This is a genomic window from Dethiosulfatibacter sp., from assembly GCF_983023055.1.
Map to the genome: position 1 here is coordinate 26376 of NZ_CEZJXU010000002.1, position 367 is coordinate 26742.

General features: G+C 35.7%; 1 riboswitch.

The features are described 5' to 3' along the window. Positions 1-121: 121 nt before the first annotated feature. A riboswitch (Lysine riboswitch) is annotated at positions 122-266 on the reverse strand. Positions 267-367: the final 101 nt, after the last annotated feature.

Sequence of the window (367 nt, forward strand, 5' to 3'; positions counted from 1 at the left end):
CACAAAAATCGACCCCCTTCAGTATAATAATTTCAAAAATTAGACACATAAGGAGGCCGATTAAATATAAAAAAGCCATGAGTAAAAACTCATGACCGTTAGTCCATTTATTCTTACCCTCATGTATAACAGCACTCCCTAAACAGTGGGTCTGTTTCGGACAGTGCCATACTTCTTCAGTATAGCCCCAATATACATATAGTATATTTCGGCGACAGTCCCTTTCCAAATCGTACTCTTGACTAATCGCGGCCTCTGTAATACACATATTAAGTTTGTTAAAGATTAACAGAAAGACATAACTTTGTCAACAGTTTATGCGATGTTTTATTTATATTATTACTCTTGAAAGCAAGTGTCTACCCAA